Source organism: Rhizobium sp. NZLR11 (assembly GCF_019685115.1).
GTDB lineage: Bacteria > Pseudomonadota > Alphaproteobacteria > Rhizobiales > Rhizobiaceae > Rhizobium.
This window is the reverse complement of sequence record NZ_JABDWD010000010.1, coordinates 82,588-101,708: the sequence shown is the minus strand read 5'-3', so window position 1 is coordinate 101,708 and position 19,121 is coordinate 82,588. Positions and strand designations below refer to the sequence as shown.

General features: G+C 62.4%; 15 protein-coding genes. 9 read left to right on the top strand and 6 right to left on the bottom strand.

Going from position 1 to position 19,121, the window contains the following annotated elements:
- Positions 1-57: 57 nt before the first annotated feature.
- Together HJB83_RS18675 and HJB83_RS18670 are read right to left on the bottom strand one after the other, a co-directional pair.
- Positions 58-1,071 (bottom strand): HAD family phosphatase, encoded by a 1,014-nt coding sequence (locus HJB83_RS18675; protein ID WP_221132080.1) that lies wholly within the window; start codon positions 1,069-1,071, stop codon positions 58-60.
- On the bottom strand, positions 1,046-1,993 hold the full coding sequence (locus HJB83_RS18670; protein ID WP_221132130.1) for a formylglycine-generating enzyme family protein: 948 nt from the start codon (positions 1,991-1,993) through the stop codon (positions 1,046-1,048). The genes HJB83_RS18675 and HJB83_RS18670 overlap by 26 nt, the downstream gene beginning before the upstream one ends.
- 356 nt (positions 1,994-2,349) lie before the next feature.
- On the opposite strand from HJB83_RS18670, the gene HJB83_RS18660 reads away from it, so the two are divergent.
- Positions 2,350-4,137, top strand: a complete 1,788-nt coding sequence (locus HJB83_RS18660; RefSeq protein WP_221132129.1) for an arylsulfatase — start codon at positions 2,350-2,352, stop codon at positions 4,135-4,137.
- 227 nt (positions 4,138-4,364) lie between these two features.
- On the opposite strand, the gene HJB83_RS18655 is transcribed toward HJB83_RS18660, so the two are convergent.
- A complete protein-coding gene (locus HJB83_RS18655; protein WP_221115779.1) occupies positions 4,365-4,583 on the bottom strand; it encodes a hypothetical protein in 219 nt (72 codons plus the stop codon).
- A 107-nt stretch (positions 4,584-4,690) separates the two neighbouring features.
- Between HJB83_RS18655 and HJB83_RS18650 the strand changes: the two genes are divergently transcribed.
- The 5 genes from HJB83_RS18650 (at position 4,691) to HJB83_RS18630 (ending at position 12,612) form a co-directional block, all read left to right on the top strand.
- A complete protein-coding gene (locus tag HJB83_RS18650) occupies positions 4,691-5,599 on the top strand; it encodes an adenylate/guanylate cyclase domain-containing protein (RefSeq protein WP_221132079.1) in 909 nt (302 codons plus the stop codon).
- Between the two features lie 370 nt (positions 5,600-5,969).
- Positions 5,970-7,175, top strand: a complete 1,206-nt coding sequence (locus HJB83_RS18645; protein WP_207581095.1) for an efflux RND transporter periplasmic adaptor subunit — start codon at positions 5,970-5,972, stop codon at positions 7,173-7,175.
- Positions 7,172-10,327, top strand: coding sequence for an efflux RND transporter permease subunit (locus HJB83_RS18640; RefSeq protein WP_221132078.1), 3,156 nt, complete (start codon positions 7,172-7,174; stop codon positions 10,325-10,327). Before HJB83_RS18645 ends, HJB83_RS18640 begins: the two co-directional genes overlap by 4 nt.
- A gap of 271 nt (positions 10,328-10,598) precedes the next feature.
- Complete coding sequence (locus HJB83_RS18635) at positions 10,599-11,597, top strand: flagellin (RefSeq protein ID WP_221159576.1); 999 nt, start codon at positions 10,599-10,601, stop codon at positions 11,595-11,597.
- 349 nt (positions 11,598-11,946) lie between these two features.
- Complete coding sequence (locus HJB83_RS18630; protein ID WP_003564977.1) at positions 11,947-12,612, top strand: OmpA family protein; 666 nt, start codon at positions 11,947-11,949, stop codon at positions 12,610-12,612.
- A gap of 49 nt (positions 12,613-12,661) precedes the next feature.
- Here HJB83_RS18630 and HJB83_RS18625 read toward each other — a convergent pair whose 3' ends face one another.
- Positions 12,662-13,069: a DUF2000 family protein gene (locus HJB83_RS18625; protein ID WP_221132076.1), complete on the bottom strand. Its 408-nt coding sequence runs from the start codon at positions 13,067-13,069 to the stop codon at positions 12,662-12,664.
- Between the two features lie 41 nt (positions 13,070-13,110).
- Between HJB83_RS18625 and HJB83_RS18620 the strand changes: the two genes are divergently transcribed.
- On the top strand, positions 13,111-14,022 hold the full coding sequence (locus tag HJB83_RS18620; protein ID WP_221132075.1) for an AraC family transcriptional regulator: 912 nt from the start codon (positions 13,111-13,113) through the stop codon (positions 14,020-14,022).
- Here HJB83_RS18620 and HJB83_RS18615 read toward each other — a convergent pair.
- Together HJB83_RS18615 and HJB83_RS18610 are read right to left on the bottom strand one after the other, a co-directional pair.
- A complete protein-coding gene (locus tag HJB83_RS18615; RefSeq protein ID WP_221132074.1) occupies positions 13,982-15,076 on the bottom strand; it encodes an AbrB family transcriptional regulator in 1,095 nt (364 codons plus the stop codon). The two genes, HJB83_RS18620 and HJB83_RS18615, sit on opposite strands and share 41 nt — an antisense overlap.
- A gap of 255 nt (positions 15,077-15,331) precedes the next feature.
- Positions 15,332-16,234 carry a LysR family transcriptional regulator gene (locus tag HJB83_RS18610; RefSeq protein ID WP_221132073.1) on the bottom strand — a complete coding sequence of 301 codons (903 nt, stop codon included), beginning with the start codon at positions 16,232-16,234 and terminating at the stop codon, positions 15,332-15,334.
- Positions 16,235-16,326: 92 nt separating this feature from the next.
- Between HJB83_RS18610 and HJB83_RS18605 the strand changes: the two genes are divergently transcribed.
- Both HJB83_RS18605 and HJB83_RS18600 read left to right on the top strand, forming a co-directional pair.
- Complete coding sequence (locus HJB83_RS18605) at positions 16,327-17,361, top strand: aldo/keto reductase (protein ID WP_221132072.1); 1,035 nt, start codon at positions 16,327-16,329, stop codon at positions 17,359-17,361.
- A 268-nt stretch (positions 17,362-17,629) separates the two neighbouring features.
- Entirely contained in the window at positions 17,630-19,042 is a 1,413-nt protein-coding gene (locus tag HJB83_RS18600) for an FAD-binding oxidoreductase (RefSeq protein WP_207581087.1), read from the top strand.
- The last annotated feature ends 79 nt before the right edge of the window (positions 19,043-19,121 follow it).

The following is a 19,121-nucleotide window of genomic DNA, read 5'->3' as shown; positions in this document are numbered from 1 at the left end:
GTCTGAAAAGACGCGCGGCGCTGTAGGGCGTCCTTCGTCTTACTGGACACGCGGCCTCTAGTTCTCGAAGCCGTAGACCTTCTTCCAGTCCGCCTTCATGTCCACCACCAGCCAGTTTCGCCGCTCGGCCTCGTCGAGGGCTTTGTCGAGCTTCCCGAACTCGGACTTCCGGTCGTAGGCGTATTCCCGCTCCGCGTCGGTGTGATGCACGATCATCGCAAAGGCAGGTCCCTTCGCCGCTGTGACCCAACGCAGCATCTCGTAATCGCCATCGGAGTTCCCGGCGACAAAGATCGGCTTCCTGCCGATGAACTTGTTGATGCCGGCAGGCTTGCCGGGACCGTCGTCGACGAAGTCGATCTTCGGCAGCCGCTTCAACACAGGGACGTCGCCCACGACAGCATATTCGGTCGCAATCGTGCTGCCGACGACCTGCTCGGGCGGGATGCCGTAGGCCTTTTCGGTGATCGGGCGCATGAACTCGACGCCGCCGCCGGAGACGATATAGGTCTTGAAGGCATTGTCCCTGAGGTAGTCGAGCAGCTCCCGCATCGGCAGGAACGTCATCTCGTCATACGGCCTGCCCGTCTTCGGATGCTTGGCCGTGGCGAACCAGTCGGTCACGATCTTGGCGAACTGGTCGGTGGTCATGCCGGCATGCGTCGCCATTCCCAGCTCGACGATGCCCTTCTCGCCGCCCTTGGCGATCCCCTTGAGATCGCCTTCGAGAATGCTCTTGAACGGCTCTTTCGTCTTCCATTCCGGATGCTGCGGTGCCAGTGTTTTCACCCGGTCGAGCATGAAGCCGAGCTGGAAATAAAAGGGCTGCTCCGACCAGAGAGTGCCGTCGTTGTCGAAGACCGCGATCCTGTCCTGCGGAGCGACGTATCCGTCGCCGCCTTCGGTCGTGGTCGCCTTGACGAATCCCACGATCCTGGTCTTGGCGACGGTGTCGCTCCATGATGGAAGGATCTCTTGCGCCAGCACAGGAAAGGCGCCGATCAGCATGAGGACGATCCAGGCGACGATGGAAGTGATAATTGTATCAGTGGCTTGTAAACGAATTCTCATCTGATTTCTCCCTGGCCGCTCTCTTCACGCATCGGAACCCCACATGACTGGTGGAAGTGTCCTCCGGCTCGGCATGGCGGGCGGCGGGACGGTATCGCCGGCAGTAGTTCGGAGCGCAGAGATGCGAGCCGCCTTTCAGCACGCGGCGTGGAATCCTGATCTCCGGCTGGCGGGGATCGTAACTCCCTTCGGCACCGGCGCCGCGTGGATTGCTCGGGATACAGCAGGAGTGCTTTGCCGGTTCCGGATGTCGCGTCGACCAGTAGTCGTCGGTCCATTCCCAGACGTTGCCGATCATATCGTAGAGGCCGTAGCCGTTCGGCGGATAGGTCTTGACCGCGCTCGTTCGCTCGGTGCCTTTCGGCTTCGTCGAATGCGTCGGAAAGGTGCCGGCCCAGGTGTTGGCCATGACGATGTCGCCGGGCATGATGTGATCGCCCCAGGCATACTCGGCGTCCTCGATCGCGCCGCGGGCGGCAAGCTCCCATTCGGCCTCGGTCGGCAGGCTGAGACCGGCCCAGTCGGCGTAGGCGTTCGCATCCGACCAGGCGACATGCACGACCGGATGGTCGAGCTTTCCACGCAGATCGCTGAGGCCTCCGAGAGGACGCCGCCAGGTCGCGCCGAATTTGAAGCTCCACCACTGCGCAATATCCGGACCGCTGACCGACTTCGGCTGCGTGAAGACGAGCGATCCGGCTCTCAGCATGTTCGGAAGTGCTCCCGGATAGTCTTTCGGATCAGGCGCCTTCTCCGCCATCGTAACATGGCCCGTTGCCTTGACGAACTCCGTGAACTGCCTGTTCGTGACGGGCGTCTCATGGATCCAGAAGCCGTCGACCTCCACGGGATGGGCGGGCGCCTCCTCGGGATAGTGGTCGTTCGATCCCATCGTGAAGATCCGGCCGGGAATCAAGATCATTCCGTCAGGCGCTGCCGGGGTTTCGTTTTCGGTGTCGAATGCCAAAGCCGTCGTCGCCTCCGATGTTGGAGAGGGTAGCTTCGCGCGGAAGCGGCGTAAACTGGAAGTACGTTACGGTAAATGACGTCGTCGCTGGAGTAACCGACCATGCCTGCGGCGCGCGATGTTACGCAGTCATTTACCGTTACGTACTTGCACAACTTCCTCGTGGTGTCAGCTTGCCGGCGTTGGGGCTGGAATGCCGAGCCCTCAGCGGCACGAGCGACGACCGCATTGCGTTCCACGAATGGGCGTGGGAGGCCCGGGCCGTTGACCGAAGGCGTCGTGCCCAACCGGACCTACGGGAGCCAGTCAACATGTCTGAAGACGACCTTTCCGAACACAAGCACCATAACGGCATGAGCCGGCGAGACCTGCTGCTGGCGGGAAGCGCACTCACGGCCGCCGCTCTGGCGGTGCCGGCCGCGTCGCCCGCCCAGGCCCAGACGCAGCCCGCGCCTTCAGGAAGCAAGCCTAACATTCTCATCATCTTTGGCGACGACGTCGGCGTCGCCAACATCAGCGCCTATTCGAACGGACTGATGGGATACGAGACCCCTAACCTCGACAGCATCGCGAGGGACGGTCTGAAGTTTCAGCACTACTACGCCGAACAGTCCTGCACCGCCGGCCGCTCGGCATTCCTCACCGGACAGCACATCATCCGAACCGGCCTCAGCAAGGTCGGCTTCCCCGGTGCGCCGATGGGCATGAGCCAGCTCGACCCGTCGATCGGCGGTCTCCTGAAGAACCTCGGCTACGCCACGGGTCAGTTCGGCAAGAACCATGTCGGCGATCGCAACGAGTCGCTGCCGACCGTGAACGGCTTCGACGAATTCTTCGGCAATCTCTATCACCTCAATGCGGAGGAAGAGCCGGAGCTGCCCGATTACCCAAAAGACCCCGCCTACCTTGCGAAGTACGGGCCGCGCGGCGTTCTGCGCTGCAATGCGACGGAGGTGGACGACAAAACTATGGACCCGCGTTTCGGCAAGATCGGCAAGCAGACGATCGAGGACACGGGCGCGCTCACCAAGAAGCGCATGGAGACCATCGACGACGAGACGTCGGCCGCCGCCATCGACTACATGAAGCGGCAGCAGTCCGCGGGCAAGCCGTTCTTCTGCTGGTTCAATGCAACCCGCATGCATTTGAGGACCCATGTCCGCGAAGGTCATCGTGGCCGCTACACGCACGGCGACAGCGAATACATCGACGGCATGATGGAGCACGACGACACGGTCGGTACGTTGCTCAAATCGCTCGACGATATGGGAATCGCGAATAATACCATCGTCCTCTACACGAGCGACAACGGTCCGCATATGAACACTTGGCCGGATGCGGCGATGACATACTTCCGTTCGGAGAAGAACACCAATTGGGAAGGCGCCTTCCGCGTGCCTTGCTTCGTGCGCTGGCCCGGCGTCATCGAGCCAGGCACAGTCACCAACGAGTTGATGAGCCACAACGACTGGATACCGACGCTGTGCGCGATCGCCGGCGAACCTGATATCGTCGGCAAGTTGAAGGCCGGCTACACCGCCAACGGGATCGAATACAAGGTGCACCTCGACGGCTACGACCAGTCCACCTTCCTGAAGGCGGCCAAGGGAAGTGCCGCAAACAACAATGGCGCGAAGAGTGTCCGAAAGTCGTTCTTCTACTCCGACGACGACGGTTTGCTCGTGGCGATGCGCCAAGGCGACTACAAATATGTCTTCTCCGAGCAGCGCAAGGAAGGAACGATGGGCCTGTGGGCGGAACCGTTCACGACGCTGCGCCTGCAGAAGATATTCAACCTGTTCCAGGACCCTTTCGAGCGCGCGGATATCACATCCAATACCTTCTGGGACTGGCAGCTCAACCACGTCGGTTCCGCCTACGGGATGATGGAGGAGGTGTTCGAGTTCGTGGCTACCTTCAAGGAGTTTCCGCCTCGGTCGTTCCCGCCGTCGTTCAATCCGGCAAACGTCATGGAATCCACGCTCGATAGCATCAAGCAGCGGGAGGAGTTCAGGAAGAACCTCGATCTCGACCGGATCAGGGGCGGCCTCAACAAGATGATTGACGATGCCTTCCAGAAGAGCGCCAATCCGCAGTGACGAACCAGTCGCTCCGGCCGACCAAAACGGAGTCGGGGCGACGGGCAGTTCCTAACATATAGTTGCATTTTGGATGTGACGCGAGCTTGCCTCGCGGCGGCTGGGTGGCCCGTCGCCAAAGCGACCACGTGATGACGCAGGAAGGCTCGAAGGCTCAATTCGCCGTCGCGCGAGGCGGGCGCAATCCGGCGGATTTCCTGGATCGACCAGCGGATCAATTGCCGGTCTTAAATGTCGCATCGTTTTTGCGGCGGCATGGCGTTGGCGCGGTGACGCATGACGGCCATCATGGCGATGACGGCTGCTCGGGCCGAAAGCCGCCATCGCAAATCCTCTGGCTTTTCAATGCTGGCAATTTTGTCACGAACCTCGGAAGCCCGTCTTATGGCGGACATCGGGTGAGGTGTGGTCGACGCGGCGCGGTTGGAGGTGATGTGGGTCGACAATCAACAATTATCGATGGCAACAAACGCAAAGGCTTCGTAATCTACCGCCACTGCAACCGCCCATATCGTTCTGTGGCCGGGGGCGGATAGCGCGGAGACGAGAGACCATGAGTGAAACGCGGCGCAAGCTGACGACGATCTTCTGCGCTGACGTGCAGGACTACACGCGGCTGATGGGGGCTGACGAGGAGGGGACGCTTGCGAGCCTGAAGCGCTGCCGGGAGGCGATGGGGCGCCTGATCGAAAGCCATGGCGGCCGCGTCATCAATACCTGGGGTGACGGGCTGATCGCCGATTTCCCAAGCGTGGTCGAGGCGGTGCGCGCGGCCGTCGATACGCAGAACGAACTTGCCGGTTTCAACGCCCGCCGCCCGGAAGACGGACGCATGCTGTTTCGCATCGGCATCAATCTCGGCGATGTGATCGTCGAAGACGACGACATCTACGGCGACGGCGTCAATATTGCCGCGCGGCTGCAGGCCTCGGCCTCGGCCGGCGGCATCGTCATATCCAGTACCGTCTACGATCAGGTTCGCAACAAGGTCGCGGTCGGTTTTGAGTTCCTCGGGCCGCTGATGGTGAAGAACGTCGATGAAGGCGTGCCGAGCTATGCGGTGAAGATCGGCAATGCCAAGGACGAGACGCCGCCTCGCCAACGATCCGGCCCCGCGCGGCCGCAGCCGGCGGCTGAGATCGCCGAGGCAAGACCGGCACCTGGCAGGCGCAGGCTGTTCGGTGTGCTCGGCGTCATCGCCGCTGTCTTGATCGGCATCAATCTTTTATCGTGGCAGGGCGTTTTCTGGGCGTGCTTTCCAGTGCTTGCGCTCGCCGTCGTCGCGGCGCTCGCCTGGAACCGCGACCAGACGCGGTTCAACCGCAGGATCGCCTCGCTGGCGATCGTGGCGCTCGGTATTGCCGGCATCAACCTTTTCACCTGGACGGGGCAGTTCTGGGCGGTGTGGCCAATACTGGGGATTACGGCTGTGATGGGCCTGCGGTGGTCGATGCGTCGCTAAGGCGTGTCGCGCAAAAGTGTGCAGCGGTTTTGCGCTAACGACATGCGTAAATACAAAGCGCTAAAGCGCGAGGCGCGAATCTGAAAGATCGCGGGGCGCTTCAGAAATCCAACCACATCGGCAGCGATTCTGGACGGCATCTCGCCCGACAATCGGCGGTGTTAAAGGCATGGCAGGGGTTTGTTCAAGCAAAAGTGAGCGGCCGGGTTATTTCCATTCTTTGCTGATATTACAAATCGGTAATGCCGGCTGCTTATGCTTGCCGGTAAGCTGTAAACGCGCGATATTGTCGCATCAGACGGGAATCTTGATCCCGCAGCGCCTCTTTCGACCGACCCTGGTCCAACCTCGAGTCCCTCCGGAGACGTGAATGGCTTTTTGGAAGCAGTTTGTACTTTCGCTCATCGTCATTGTTGCCGGCTTCGCCGCGTGGGTTTTCTTTGTGCCCGGTGCCGGCGATACGATGCGCGATGCAGGTATTCCAGGCAGCATCGTTTCCAAGATCGCGCCAAAGGCTGAGGGGACCGCGGATGCCGACGCTCCCGCGCGGGCGCAAGGGCAGCAACGTGGTGAGGGACAGGGGCAGAACCGCCGAAATGCCGACGGGCGCAACAGCGCCATCCTCGTTGCGACGCAGGCCGTTGTCCAGGGCGTCGTCAACGACCGGCTGAACGCCATCGGCACGGGTGACGCGATCCGCTCGGTCGCGGTCACGCCCCAAGCATCGGGTACGATCCGCGAAATCCTCATCAAGTCGGGCGACAGGGTGAAGGCCGGCCAGGTGCTCGCCACGCTCGACAGCGAGGAGCAGGTGATCGCCCGCGGCCAGGCGGATGTGGCAGTCAAGGCTGCCGTCGAGAAATCCAATCTCTATCACAACATCAAGTCCAGCGTGTCGCGCATGGACGTGTTCGATTCCGAGATCGCCGAGCAGGGGGCGCGGCTGCAGCTGCAGGCCGCCGAACTCAATCTCGCCCGGCGCAACATTATCGCGCCGATCGACGGCATCGTCGGTATCTTACCGGTCAACATCGGCGACAACGTCACGACGAGCATCCCGATCGTCACGCTCGACGACCGGTCGGAAATTCTCGTCGACTTCTGGGTGCCGGAGCGCTTCGCCAACACGGTATCGCTCGGTCAGCCGGTCGAGGCGATGTCGGTGGCAAAAGCCGGACAGGTATTTTCGGGTATGGTCGAGGCCGTCGACAACCGCATCGACGCGGCAAGCCGCACGCTTCGCCTGCGCGCCAAGATCGGCAACAGTTCGGATGAGCTGCGCGCCGGCATGTCCTTCAGCGTCAGCATGAAATTTGCCGGCGACAAATATCCGGCAGTCGATCCCGTCTCGGTGCAGTGGGATTCGCAGGGCTCCTTCGTCTGGCGGGTCAACGACGACAAGTCGCGCAAGGTGCGGGTCAGCGTCGTGCAGCGCAACCCGGATTTCGTGCTCGTCAAAGCCGACCTCAAAGACGGCGACAAGATCGTGACGCAGGGTCTGCAGCGCGTGCGGGAAGGCGGGGCGGTGCGTCTGAGCGCCGATGTCGCCGCGAATGCGGAGGTCGCCACCCAGTGAGCGTGACCGAGATCCATCAGGACAGGCCGTCGGGCAAGCAGAGCTTCACTGCGCTTTTTGTTCGCCGGCCAATCCTGGCGCTGGTGTTCAACACGCTGATGGTCGTCGCCGGCCTTGCGGCTTACGTCGGCGTCGAGGTGCGTGAACTGCCGGATGTCGACCGTCCCGTCGTCACTGTGCGCACGACCTTCGACGGCGCATCGCCGCAGACGATCGACCAGGAACTGACCAAAGTGATCGAGGGCGCGGTGGCGCGTGTCAGCGGTCTGAAATCGATCTCATCGACCTCTTCCTTCGGCCAGAGCCGGGTGACGCTCGAATTCTCCGATGCGATCGATCTCGCCGTCGCCGCCAACGACGTGCGCGACGCGATTGGCCGCATCACCCAGAACCTGCCTGACGAAGCGGATGCGCCGCAGATCGTCAAGGCGGACTCGGATTCCTCGGCGATCATGCGTCTTGCCGTCACCTCCACCAAGCTCAACATGGACGACCTGACACAACTCGTCGAAAACGAGGTGATCGACCGCCTCGCATCTGTCGACGGCGTCGCCGACGTTGAGGAATATGGCGACCAGGAGAAGGTTTTCCGCGTCGATGTCGACCAGGGCGCGCTGGCGAGCCGGGGACTGACCATCGGCGATCTGACGAAGTCGCTCGACAACGCTGCACTCGACGTGCCGGCGGGATCGCTGAAGAGCAATACGCAGGATATCGTGGTGCGCGCCACCGCCAACCTGCAGACGCCGGCAGATTTTTCCAAGGTTATGCTGCAGGACCGTGTCAGGCTTGGCGATGTCGCGACGGTGACGCTCGGACCACGCGACGGCGAAACGGCGCTGCGCTCCAACGGCAAGCCGGGCATCGGCCTCGGCATCATCCGCCAGGCACAGTCGAACACGCTGAATATCTCGACCGGCGTCAAGGCCGCCGTCGAGCAGCTGTCGAAGACGCTGCCGGAGGGCACGACGATCGCGATCACCAGCGATGACGCCGTCTTCATCCAGGGTGCGATCCATGAGGTGGTGCTGGCGCTGGTGCTCGCCGCCGTTATCGTCACCGCCGTTATCTATCTCTTCCTGCGCGACTGGCGCGCGACGCTGATCCCGGCGGTCAGCATGCCGGTGGCGCTGATCGGCACGCTGGCGGCGATCTATATGGTCGGCTTCTCGATCAACATTCTGACGCTGCTCGCGATCGTGCTGGCAACGGGCCTCGTCGTCGACGACGCGATCGTGGTGCTCGAAAACATCGTGCGCCGGCGCGCTGAAGGCATGGGGCCGCGCGCGGCGGCCGTGCTTGGAACACGCGAGGTGTTCTTCGCCGTTATCGCCACGACCGCGACTCTCGCGGCTGTGTTCATACCGCTATCCTTCTTGCCGGGACAGGTCGGCGGCCTCTTCCGTGAATTCGGCTTTGTGCTCGCCTTCTCCGTCGGGCTGTCGTCGATCGTGGCGCTGACGCTCTGCCCGATGCTTGCCTCGCGCATGCTGACCAAACCGATGATCGAGGATCACGGCGCGCTCGGCCGTTTCGGCGGGGCGCTTGCCCGCCTCTACAAATGGGCGCTGCACGGCTGCCTCAACGCCCCCTTCGTCGTCATCCTGTTTTCGGTAATCCTCGCCGGCGCGGCACTCGTCGCCTTTTCCACAGTCAAGAGCGAGTTGACACCCGAAGAGGACCGGTCGATGGTGATGATGCGGCTGACGACGCCGCAGGGATCGAGCCTCGAATATACGCGCGACAAGATGCAGCTCGTCGAGGAATATCTGCAGCCGCTGGTCGATAAAGGCGACATCCGCAACGTCTTCTCGATCTCCGGCCAGGGTGGTTCGCTGAACAGCGGCTTCATGGTGTTGACGCTCGCTCCCTGGGGGGAGCGCCATCGGACGCAGGCGGAAATCGTCGCAGACATCAACCAGGCGGCATCAAGGGTGCCGGCCCTGCGCGGCAACGCCATCTCCTCCAACAGCCTGCGCATCCGCGGCGCCGGCAGCGGCTTGCAGATGGCGTTGATCGGCAATGATCACGAGGCGCTGACGGCGGCCGCCGCCAAGCTGGTCCAGGCACTCGACGCCACCGGCCAGTACGATACGCCGCGCCTGACCAACGAGCCCAGCCAGGCGCAGGTGTCGGTGGCGATCGACCGCGAGCGCGCTTCCGATCTCGGCATCGACATAACCGGGCTTTCGACGGCGATCCAGTCGCTGCTCGAAGGGCGCTCGGTGGTCGACGTCTTCGTCGATGGCGAATCCTACCCCGTGCTTCTGACGTCGACGACGCGGCCGATTGACGATCCGACCGACCTAGAGAACGTGTTCCTGAAAACCGGCGACGGCAAGATCGTGCCGATGTCGGTGATCGCCACGATGAAGGAAGGTTCGGTCGCGCCGCAGCTCAACCGCGAGCAGCAGCTCGCCTCGGTCGCGATCACTGCCGGTCTCAGAAACGGCATGTCGCTCGGCGATGCTGTCAAGCAGGTGACGCAGCTTGCGCAGCCGTTGCTGCCGGCTGGCGCACGCCTACTGCCGCTCGCCGAAGCCGCGACGCTGGAAGAGAATTCAAATGGCATGGCACTGACCTTCGGCTTTGCCATCGTCATCATCTTCCTGGTGCTGGCGGCGCAGTTCGAAAGCGTGCTCTCCTCGCTGATCATCATGTCGACGGTACCGCTCGGCCTTGCCTGCGCCGTGTTCGCGCTTGTTATCACCGGCTCCAGCCTCAACATCTACAGCCAGATCGGCCTGGTGCTGCTCGTCGGCGTCATGGCGAAGAACGGTATTCTGATCGTCGAATTCGCCAATCAGCTGCGTGACCGGGGCGAGGACGTGCGCTCGTCGATTGAGAAGGCGTGCGCGTTGCGCCTCCGCCCTGTCATGATGACGATGATCGCCACCATCCTCGGCGGCGTGCCGCTGGTCTTTGCCCATGGCGCGGGCGCCGAAGCGCGCGTCGCGCTCGGCTGGGTGATCGTCGGTGGTCTCGGCTTTGCGACGCTGGTGACGCTGTTCATCACGCCGGTCGCCTACCTGCTGCTTGCCCGCTTCGCCAAGCCGCACGCTCATGAAGAAGCGCGGCTACACGAGGAGATGGCGGTCGCCACCCGGCCGCGCGCAGCATCCGCCGAGGAGCAGCTTCAGGCCGCCGAGTAAAGTTCACATCCGACTTAAGCGCCGCCGGATCCCGTCTGACGGCATTTTTATGGGCTATGAACCTTACGAAATAAGATAAATTACTTCCGAAGTTTAGCCGTTTGTTAAGCATAAACGGCAATTATCGTTACCAGTAACCGGCTGGTCTTCTTCATTTCTTGAAGGCTGCAATTCGCTGGAGTTCCAGCGACCTCGGACATGAATGTCCGCGCGGCAACGGTTCATTTCTTGTGTCGTTTGCGTCTGTTTTGCGTTTTGGAGTTTAGTTCCCGTGAGTATTTATCAGCGCGTCTCCGTGGACGCGGCGCTTCATGTGCTGCGCGATATCAACCGGAATATGACGGTCACGCAGAACCACATCACGACCGGCATGCGTGTCGCAAAAGCCGCCGACAATGCCGTCTACTGGTCGGTCGCCACCACCGCGCGCACTGACAACAAGGCGGTTTCGGCGATCCAGGATGCGCTCGGCATGGCGGCTGCGACGATGGGCACAGCCTATACCGGCGTCCAGAACGTCATCGACGTCGTCTCCGAGATCAAAGCCAAGCTGGTTGCCGCAACCGAAGACGGCATCGACAAGAACAAGGTCGATGAAGAGATCAAGCAGTTGCAGGAGCAACTGCGCAGTGTTTCTGAATCAGCAACCTTCAACAGCGACAATTGGGTGATCCTCAACAACGACGCGACGCCGACGCAGCCGCGCCAGATTCCGGCCTCCTTCATCCGCAATGCCGACGGGACGGTCTCCGTCGGCATGCTGAGCTATCATATCGACACGACGCCGGTCGGAGCCACGACCTCCAAGGATGCGCGCTATCTGATCGACGACCGTGCCACCGGTTCCGGTGAATATGGCGTGCTGACCTCGTCCAATTTCGCCACCGAACTCGGCGCCGCACAGAACTACGTGTTGATGACGAGCAAGAACGGCACCACGGCCGGCCAGGTGGTGATCTCGGTGGCAAAGGGTATGACGAAAGGCCAGATCGGGCAGATGATCAGCGTTGTCGATGCGGCGCTGACGCAGCTGACGACGGTCGGTTCGGCCTTCGGCGCGCTGGAAAAACGCATCAACCTGCAGAACGACTTTGCCACCAAACTGCACGATAACAACACCGCCGGCATCGGCCGCCTCGTCGATGCCGACATGGAGGAGGAGTCCAGCAAGCTCAAGGCGCTTCAGACGCAGCAGCAGCTCGGCTTGCAATCGCTGAATATCGCAAATGCCACTTATGATACGGTAAGGCAGTTGTTCCAGAATTTCTAAGCGATCGCCCAGCCCGCCACCCTCGTGGTTCGAGACGGCCCCTAAAGCGCGTCGCGATCCTTCGGATTCGCTTCTCGCGCTTTAAGTCTTTGTTTTTATGTATGTCGTTATCCCGGAACCGCTGCACACTTCCGGGCGACATGCATTCGGGCCTTCTTACCGGGCTTATCGTCGCACCTTGCTGCCCGTAAGCGTGGTCGATCTGTCAAAACCGGTGATATCAGCGCATTCCCGCAACATGGCGCCTGTTTCGGCGACTGAAATTCCCTTATCAACAGCACATCTTCATTTTCTTGCCGCAATCCTTGCCATTTGCTCGCATCAGCTTTGAACGGAGACCGACCTGTCCATGATCAAGAAATTCCTACTTCTGGCTGTTGCAGCAAGCTATCTCAGCGCTTGCACGACGACCGATCCCTATACCGGTGAACAGAAGGTTTCCAATACGGCGGGCGGCGCGGCGCTTGGCGCCCTCGGGGGCGCTCTCGTCGGCGTGGCTGTCGGTGGCGGCGGCCACGGCAAGCGCAACGCAGCGCTGATCGGCGCCGGCGTCGGCGCACTCGCCGGCGGCGCGATCGGCAATTACATGGACCAGCAGGAATCCGAGCTTCGCGCCCAGCTCGAAGGCACCGGCATTTCGGTGACCCGCAACGGCGACAACATCATCCTCAACATGCCGTCGAACATCACCTTCGACGTCGACCAGGACGCGGTGAAGCCGGGCTTCTATCCGACGCTGAATTCGGTGGCGATCGTACTGCGCAAATTCAATCGCACGCTGATCGACGTCAATGGCCATACGGATTCGACCGGCAGCCTGCAACACAATCAGGACCTGTCGCAGCGCCGCGCGCTTTCGGTTGCCGATTACCTCGGCGGCCAGGGAATCGACCAGCGCCGCGTGTCAGCCGTCGGCTTCGGCCCTTCGCAGCCGGTCGCTTCCAATGCGAGCGAGGCCGGCCGCGCCCAGAACCGCCGCGTCGAAATCCAGATCGCGCCGATCACCCAGGGCTGAGTGGGATTTTTCCGTCTTTGAAGCGGCCGGGCCATGCCCGGCCGTTTTGTTATTGCTGCATCGTCGCGCCCTTGGTGATTTTGTCGACGATCTTCTTTTCGGCCCGTATTGCGATGCCGACCACCTTGGCATCGTTGGGCGCAAACTCGGCGAAGACGGCGCGGTTGGCCGCGTCGTGGCCGGTCGCAAACATTTCCTCGATGAACAGCGAGGCGGTGATATCGCGCTCCAGCGCACGGCGGTGGACGGCTGACATCGTCGCCTCGTCAGCGGAGAGAACAATGATCGGCTGGATCGATAGTGGATTGTAGAGATTGCCGGCACGGTCCTTGTAGGGCTCGCCAATGATCTCGGGATGCCCGCCGGCGATGCCGCTCATCAGGAAGGCGGTGACGTTCAGCTTCTGCCAGCCGGCAAGATTGTTTCGCAGGACGACGGCAATTTTGGTATCAAACATCGGACAGTTACCTCTGTATCGGTCATGGAGTATCGGGCCCATTGAGCCAGGATCTACATCCGCAGGCCTTCGAAGGTCTTGAACGTTTGTGCGCAGGACCATCCGGCAACGCCATCCTGGCGGCGCCGGCTTTTCCCGGCATCGAGCGCATCGGGGCGCAATTCTCAGGCAATGCCTTCGAGCCGCACCGTCACGACACCTATGCGCTCGGCTTGACGCTGAAGGGGGTGCAGACCTTCCGCTATCGCGGTGAGCAACGTTTCAGCCTGCCGGGGCAGGTGATCGTGCTGCATCCGGACGAGGAGCATGACGGCGGGGCAGGGACCGAGGACGGGCTGCAATACCGTATGCTCTACCTGGAGCCGTCGTTGCTTCTCGAATGCCTGGAGGCGGATGGGGTCGGCCTGCCTTTCGTCGACGAACCCGTCATCGGCGATCCGGCGCTGGCGGGTGTGCTGCTCGCCGCTCTCAGCGAACTCGACCGCGAACTGGATGAGCTTTTCGTCGACGATTTCCTGTCGCAGGTGGCGGGCGGGCTGTCCCGGCATGCGTCGATGCCGCGCCGGCCGCTCGGCGGCGTTGCCTGGCGGCAGGCGCGGGCGGCGCGGGATTATCTCGAGGCGCATGCAACGCGGCCGGTACGCTCCGGTGAACTCGAGGCGGTGACCGGGCTCGACCGTTTCGCGTTGTCGCGGCATTTCCGGACGGCCTTCGCCACCAGCCCGCATCGCTACCTGCTGATGCGGCGGCTGCAGCAGGCGCGGGCGATGATCGGCGCAGGCGAGGGGATTTCGGATACGGCAGCGGCAACGGGCTTTGCCGACCAGAGCCATCTCAACCGGCATTTCAAGAAGGCCTATGGCATGACGCCTGGCCAGTGGGCAACGCTCGTCCACAACTCTGCGCGGCGCTTTACACGGGGTTTTCCGCAAGGCCTGAACGGCGGGCGGTGAAGCGGGCGAGCATCGGGCCGATCATCAGGATCACCAGGAAACGGCCGGTCTGCATCGCCATGACGAAGGGCACGTCGACATCGCTGGAGGCGGCGATAATGGCGACGGAATCGGCGCCGCCGGGGCTGGTGGCGAGATAGGCCGTCAGCGGATCGATGCCGGCGAAAATATGAAGGGCAGCCGCCATGCAGCCGCAGAGCGCCATCAGCAGGAGGATGCAGGCCGATACCCGCGGCAGGGCGCGCGCCACGTGGTTGATGATCGAACGGGTGAAACGCAGGCCGATGCTCCAGCCGACGAGCGCATAGGCGATGGCAAGCAGCCACATCGGCAGCTCGATCTTCAGGAGGCCCGAGCCCTGCAGAAAGGCGCCGAGAAAGAGCGGCACGATGATCGTGCCGCCCTGGATGCGCAGACGTTTTACGCCATAGGTACAAAAGGCCGCAAAAGCTAACGTCGCCGCAAAGGCCGGCCAGTCGACTTCGGGGAAGAGGACGAGCGGCGGCGGCTCGGCACCGTCGGCCGCCACCCACAGGCGCGAGATCACAGAGGCGCCGACGGCGACGAAGACGACGCGCAGATATTGCATAAAGGCGACGAGGCGGGCGTCGGCGCCATACGCCTCCGACATGATGACCATGGCGGACGCGCCGCCCGGCGAGGAGCCCCAGACGGCAGTCGTTCCCGGCAGGACCTGCCAGCGTGTCAGAAGCCAACCGAGGCTGGTGGCGATGGCGATGACCGAGAAGATGAACAGCAGAAAGAGCGGTGCGTCCTTTGCCATGGTGCCGAGAATGTCTGGCGTAATGGTGCGCGCCATCATGAGGCCGACGAGGACCTGGCCGAGCTGCAGCGGCCAGAAGGGCACATGAAGCTTTCCCTTGCCGACGGCGAGCGCCAGCAAGATCGCTGCGACCATCGGCCCGATCAGCAGCGAGGCAGGCAGGGCGAAGAGTTCGAGGAAGACGGTGAAAGCGAGCGAAAGCGCCAGCAGCAGCGCCCATTTCGGCAGGCCGGTATCGCGCAGCAGGCGGCTTGCGTCGCTGGGTGACATGTTCCCCGTATCTTTCCTGGCCGGTGCCAAGCCCTGAGGCTGAAGGTGGGAGGATGTCCCGGCATGGCAAAGAGCGGCCGGTGGCAAAGACCGCCTAGCGCGGTCCGGTATAGGCGGGTGCGAGGCGGACGGTCAATTGCGAAATCGGGCTTTATCGGCGTCCTGGACTGCGAAATTGATTCATCCGGCCGCGTCAAGCCATTGTTTTTATGCGCGTCGTCGTCGCGAACTGCTGAACGGTTTGGCCGCGATGCATCAGAGACGCACGTGGCTGGCGAGAAAATCGAGCAGCGCGCGCACGCGTGCCGGCAGCGGGCCGCCTTGACCGATATAGAGAGCGTGGAATTCCTCGCGATCGCCGGGATTGAGGTTTTCGAGCACCGGCACCAGCCGGCCGGCATCGATATCGGCGCGCACGGTGAAGGCGGCAAGTCTGGCGAGGCCGGCGCCGGATAGCGCCAGATGCCGCATGGCTTCGCCGTCTCCCACCTGTACGCCCGGCATGATCGGGACAGTTACCGTCTCGCCTCCTTCGCGTAGCGGCCAGCCCTCGACGGCGCGGACGTAGGAAAAGCCGATGCGGCAGTGGCGGTGGAGATCGGTGACCGTGCGTGGCTCGCCGTGATGCCCGAGATAATCCGCCGAGGCAACGATGATCTTGCCGGTGGCGCCGAGCTTGCGGGCGATCAGGCTGGAGTTCTTCAAGGGGCCGGCGCGGATCGCGACGTCGGCGCGTTCCTCCATCAGGTCGACAATCCTGTCGGTATGGGAAATATCCAGCGTCACGGCGGGATGAAGCGCCATGAAGGCTGGAACCAGCGGCGCCAGCACATGATAGCCGAACGAGCCGCTGGTGTTAATGCGGATGCGGCCGGCGGCTTCCTCGCCGGTCGAAGCATGGCGTTCCGCCTCGCCGATATCTGCAAGGATGGCGATGCTGCGCTCATAAAAGGCGCAGCCCTCGGGCGTCAGTTGCAGCTTGCGGGTCGAACGATTGACAAGGCGGGCGCCGAGGCGTGCCTCCAGCCGGGCGACGAGCTTGCTGACGGCCGACGGCGTCATGCGGCGGGCCATGGCGGCCGCGGAAAAGCCGCCGCGCTCGACGACACTGACGAAGACTTCCATTTCGCCGGAGCGGTTAATGTCCTGACGGCTCATGATGAATTCAAGTCACAGATGATTTGCTGGAATGCAATCTATATCACCAAACGGCCAAGGTCTATCCTACAGGAAACGAAGGAGACAGATCCATGGACTACAGAAATCTCGGCGCATCCGGCCTCAGAGTGCCGGTGTTGAGCTTTGGCGCGGGCACATTCGGCGGCAGCGGGCCGCTGTTCGGCGCCTGGGGCAATACCGATGCGGAGGAGGCGCGAAGGCTCGTCGATATCTGCCTCGAAGCCGGCGTCAATCTCTTCGACACGGCCGATGTCTATTCGGCCGGCGCTTCCGAAGAGGTGCTCGGCCAGGCGATTCGCGGCCGGCGCGACGCTGTGCTGATCTCGACGAAGACGGCGCTGCCAACGGGCGACGGGCCGCAGGACTGGGGAACGTCGCGGGCGCGGCTGATCCGTGCGACGGAAGATGCGTTGCGCCGGCTCGGGACCGACTATATCGACCTCCTGCAGCTTCACGCCTTCGATGCCTCGACGCCGGTCGAGGAGGTGTTGTCGACGCTCGACGGGCTCGTGGCATCGGGCAAGATCCGCTATGTCGGGGTTTCGAATTTTTCTGGCTGGGAGCTGATGAAATCGCTTGCCGTCGCCGAGCGCCACGGCCATCCGCGTTATGTCGCCCATCAGGTCTATTATTCGCTGGCGGGCCGCGATTACGAATGGGAGCTGATGCCGCTCGGCGCCGACCAGGGCGTTGGAGCCCTCGTCTGGAGCCCGCTTGCCTGGGGACGGTTGACCGGCAAGATCCGCCGCGGCCAACCGCTGCCGGCGTCAAGCCGGCTGCACGAGACGGCGCAGTATGGCCCGCCGGTCGACGACGAGAAACTGTTCGACATCATCGATGTGCTGGACGCCATCGCAGCCGAGACCGGCCGGACGGTGCCGCAGATCGCCATCAACTGGCTGCTCAGCCGGCCGACGGTATCGAGCGTCATCATTGGCGCCCGCAACGAGGAGCAACTCAGGCAAAACCTCGGTTCGGTCGGCTGGAGCCTGTCCAAGGATCAGATCGAAAGGCTCGACGCCGTCAGCGCTGTAACAGTGCCCTATCCCTATTTCCCCTATCGGCGGCAAGAGGGTTTTGCGCGGCTCAACCCGCCGATCGTCTGAGGCGCCGGAGACGGCGGACTTTGTGTATGGCTACCGGCCTATAACAAAGGGGGAATGAAATCTTCTGCCAATCTTAACTGGACAGCCGCTTTGACTTGCCGCATACCCAGCCTGCTGCATAATTCCTTAAATCGGAATCGATTTAAGGATGAAATTATGCAGCAATTTTAAAGTTCTACAGCGTCCTTTGCACATCTGAAAAGACGCGCGGCGCTGTAGCCTGCGGGACACGATACGGTTTCGGCGGAATGGCAGGGAGATTAAAGGGATGGCGCTGAAGGACGCGAAGGCCGGCACACGCAACGAGGCGGGCATCGCCGCCGTGCTCGGTATTCTCAAGCAGAGCTTCGGCGAGCGCTTCCAGACCGGCCAGTCCTTCCGCGAACAGCATGCCCACACGACCACCTACATCCCGCCGCAGTTGCCCGACGGCGTGCTCTTTGCCGAGAGCGCCGAAGATGTGAAGGCGGCGGTCAGGGCGTGTGCGGCCCACAAGGTGCCGGTGATCGGCTTCGGCGTCGGCACCTCGCTGGAGGGCCAGGTCAATGCCGCCAATGGCGGTATTTCCATCGATTTCAGCCGCATGAACCGCGTGCTCGAGGTCAATCCGGAGGACCTCGACTGCACCGTCGAGCCGGGTGTGACGCGCGAAGCGCTGAACATCCATCTGCGCGATACCGGCCTGTTCTTCCCGATCGATCCCGGCGCCAATGCCTCAATCGGCGGCATGGCGTCGACGCGGGCCTCCGGCACCAATGCCGTGCGCTACGGGACGATGAAGGACAATGTGCTTGCCGTCACCGCGGTCACCGCCAATGGCGAGGAGATCCGCACGGCGCGGCGCGCCCGCAAGTCTTCCGCCGGCTACGATCTGACGCGGCTCTTCGTCGGCGCTGAGGGTACGCTCGGCATCCTGACCTCGGTGACGCTGCGCTTGCAGGCGATTCCGCAGAAGATCGCCGGTGGCGCCTGCGCCTTTCCGAGCGTCAAGGCTGCTTGCGATGCCGTCATCATGACGATCCAGATGGGTATTCCGGTGGCGCGCATCGAGCTGCTCGATACGGTGCAGATGCGGGCCTGCAATGCCTATTCCAAGCTTTCCTATGCCGAAAGCCCAACGCTCTTCCTCGAATTCCACGGCACCGACGAGACGGTGCCGCTTCAATCGGCAGCCTTCGCGGAGATCGCGGCAGAATGTGGCGGGGCCGAATTCCTGTGGACCGCCAATGCCGAGGAGCGGACGAAACTCTGGAAGGCCCGCCACGACGCCTATTGGGCTGCAAGGGCGCTGGCGCCTGGGCTTGCCGCACTTTCGACCGATGTTTGTGTTCCGATATCGAGGCTCGCCGATTGCGTTTCCGAAACGCAGGCGGATATCGAGGAGCACCGGCTGCTGGGACCGATCGTCGGCCATGCCGGCGACGGGAACTTCCATGTGCTGTTGTTGTTCGACGATAGACGCGCCGAAGACATCGTCATGGCCGAGAGTTTCGTGCAGCGGCTCAACCGGCGGGCGCTCGACATGGACGGGACATGCACCGGTGAACACGGGATCGGTCAAGGCAAGATGGCGTTTCTGAAACAGGAACTCGGAGGCGCGGTAGATCTGATGCGACAGGTGAAACAGGCGCTCGATCCGGACGATATCTTCAATCCCGGCAAGATTTTCTACCATGGCTGACCGGAATATTCTCCTGAACTTGGGCCTTCGCCCCGGCATCGACAGCGCTAGGGCATTTCCGTTCTCTGCACTTCGGAAA